General features: G+C 71.2%; 1 protein-coding gene. It reads right to left on the minus strand.

Annotated elements, in window-relative coordinates; translation table 11 throughout:
• Nucleotides 1-87 precede the first annotated feature (87 nt).
• On the minus strand, nucleotides 88-2,529 hold a 2,442-nt coding region (locus QM582_RS00060; RefSeq protein WP_415080631.1), incomplete at its 5' end, for an HAD-IC family P-type ATPase.

Genomic DNA, 2,529 nt, shown 5'->3' on the forward strand with positions numbered 1-2,529 from the left:
GCTCGCCTAACTATTTGGGGCTCGCCGAGTTCAGCGAGGCCCAAATAGTTAGGCGAGCGCGGGGACGGGAGGGACGGCGGGCGGAGGTCAGTCCTCGGCGCGGGGCTTCCAGAACACCCGGGGCTCGTGGAACACCGCGCCGCGGATCCACCAGGTCAGCTCGATCAGCGCCGCCCCGATCAGGCCGGCGACCAGACCGGTGGTCATCGCCGGGGCGTTGCTCACGTCCAGCAGGAACAGCGACTGGGTGAACGGCCAGCTGAAGATCAGCAGGTAGGCCAGCCCGGAGACCACCACCAGCGCCACCTTCCACCACTGGTACGGACGCGCCACCACCGCCAGCACCCAGGTGGCGGCGACGATCATGCAGGCCAGGGTCGCCGTGGTCGCCTGCGGCATGGTGGTCGCCGCACCGGATGCCGGCAGCACCAGCAGATAGGTGACGAAGGTGACCGTCGCCACGATCAGCCCGGCCGGGACGCCGAGCCGCAGCACCCGCTCCACGAAGCCGGGCCGGGCCCGTTCGTTGTTCGGCGCCAGCGACAGCAGGAAGGCCGGGATGCCGATGGTGAACCAGCCGGTGATGGTGATGTGGATCGGCAGGTATGGGAACGGCACCCGCCACAGCACCACCAGCAGGGCCAGCAGCGCGGAGTAGATGGTCTTGGTCAGGAACAGGTTCGCGACCCGTTCGATGTTGCCGATCACCCGGCGCCCCTCGGCCACCACGTGCGGCAGGGTGGCGAACCGGTCGTCGAGCAGCACGATCTTGGCCACCGCCCGGGTCGCGGACGACCCCGAGCCCATCGCCACGCCGAGGTCCGCGTCCTTGAGCGCCAGGACGTCGTTGACGCCGTCCCCGGTCATCGCGACGGTGTGTCCGCGGGACTGCAGGGCGTCCACCATGGCCCGCTTCTGGTGCGGGGTGACCCGGCCGAAGACGTCGTTGTGCTCCACCGCCTCGGCGAACGCCTCGGGGTCGGGGCTGAGCGTCCGGGCGTCCACGGCGTAGTCGGAGACCACACCGAGCGAGCGGGTGACGGCGCCGACCGAGGCCGCGTTGTCACCCGAGATCACCTTGACCGCGACGCCCTGGTCGGCGAAGAAGGCGAGCGTGTCGGCGGCGTCCGGACGGATCCGCTGGTTCAGTACGACCAGCGCCTTGGCGTCGACCGCACCGGGGGCGTCCGGGTCGTCGCCGAGCTCGGCGGTGCCGACCAGCAGCACCCGCAACCCGTTCGCGGCGATCCGTTCGGCCTCGGACGCCGCCGCCGAGCCGAGCGGGGCGAGCACGTCCGGGGCGCCGATCACCCAGCTGACCGCGGCGCCGTCCGGGCCGACGAAGGTGGCGCCGGACCACTTCTTGGCCGAGGTGAACGGCGCCTTGGCGAGCACCGCCCAGCGTTCCTCGGCGGTGCCGAGCGCTTCGGCGATGGCCTGCATGGACGCGTTGGGACGCGCGTCCGAGGCGATCAGCTGGCGCAGCCCCTGTTCCACCTCGGCGACCGGGACGCCGTCGAAGGGCCGCAGCTCGCCGTAGGTCATGCCGTTCTCGGTGAGCGTGCCGGTCTTGTCGGCGCAGACCGTGTCGACCCGGGCCAGGCCCTCGATCGCGGGCAACTCCTGAACCAGGCATTGGCGCTGACCCAGCCGCACCACGCCGAGCGCGAAGGCCACCGCGGTGAGCAGGATCAGCCCCTCGGGCACCATCGGCACCAGCGCGCCGGCCATCGCCAGCACCGCGCGCCGCCAGTCGTCGCCGGCATGGCTGAGCTGCACCCAGATGGTGGCGGCACCGACCGGGATCAACACCCAGGTGATCACTTTGAGGATCTGGTTGATGCCCTGGGTCAGCTCGGAGTGCACCAGGGTGAATTTGGCGGCCTCGGCGGTCAGCTGGGCGGCGTAGGACGCGCTGCCCACCTTGGTGGCCCGGTAGCTGCCGGTGCCGGAGACCACGAAGCTGCCCGACAGCACCTCGGCGCCGGCGTCCTTCGGCTCGGGGTCGGATTCGCCGGTGAGCAGCGACTCGTCGACCTCCAGGTAGTCGGCCTCGGCGACCACCCCGTCCACCACGATCTGGTCCCCGGGCCCGACCTCGATCAGGTCGTCCAGGACGATCTCTTCCCGGGCGTACTCCCGGGCGACGCCCTCGCGGCGGATCCGCGGCCTGGCCTCGCCGACCACGGCCAGGCTGTCCAGGGTCTTCTTGGCGCGCAGTTCCTGGATGATGCCGATCGCCGAGTTGGCGATGATCAGCAGCCCGAATGCCCCGTTGATCCAGGATCCGGTGGCCAGCACACAGACCAGCAGCACGGCCAGGATGGCGTTGATCCGGGTGAAGACGTTGGCCCGGACGATGTCGGCCGTGGTCCGGCCCGACCGGGGTGGCAGGTCGTTGCGCTGTCCGCGAGCGATCCGGTCGGAGACCTCGGCGGCGCTCAGGCCGGGATCGGCGGGGGTGCTCTGGGCGGTCACCTCGGACAGCTTGCCACACGGCGGGCACGGTGGCGGATGCGCCACCGTGCC

The organism is Micropruina sp. (genome assembly GCF_047607385.1).
Taxonomy (GTDB): domain Bacteria; phylum Actinomycetota; class Actinomycetes; order Propionibacteriales; family Propionibacteriaceae; genus Micropruina.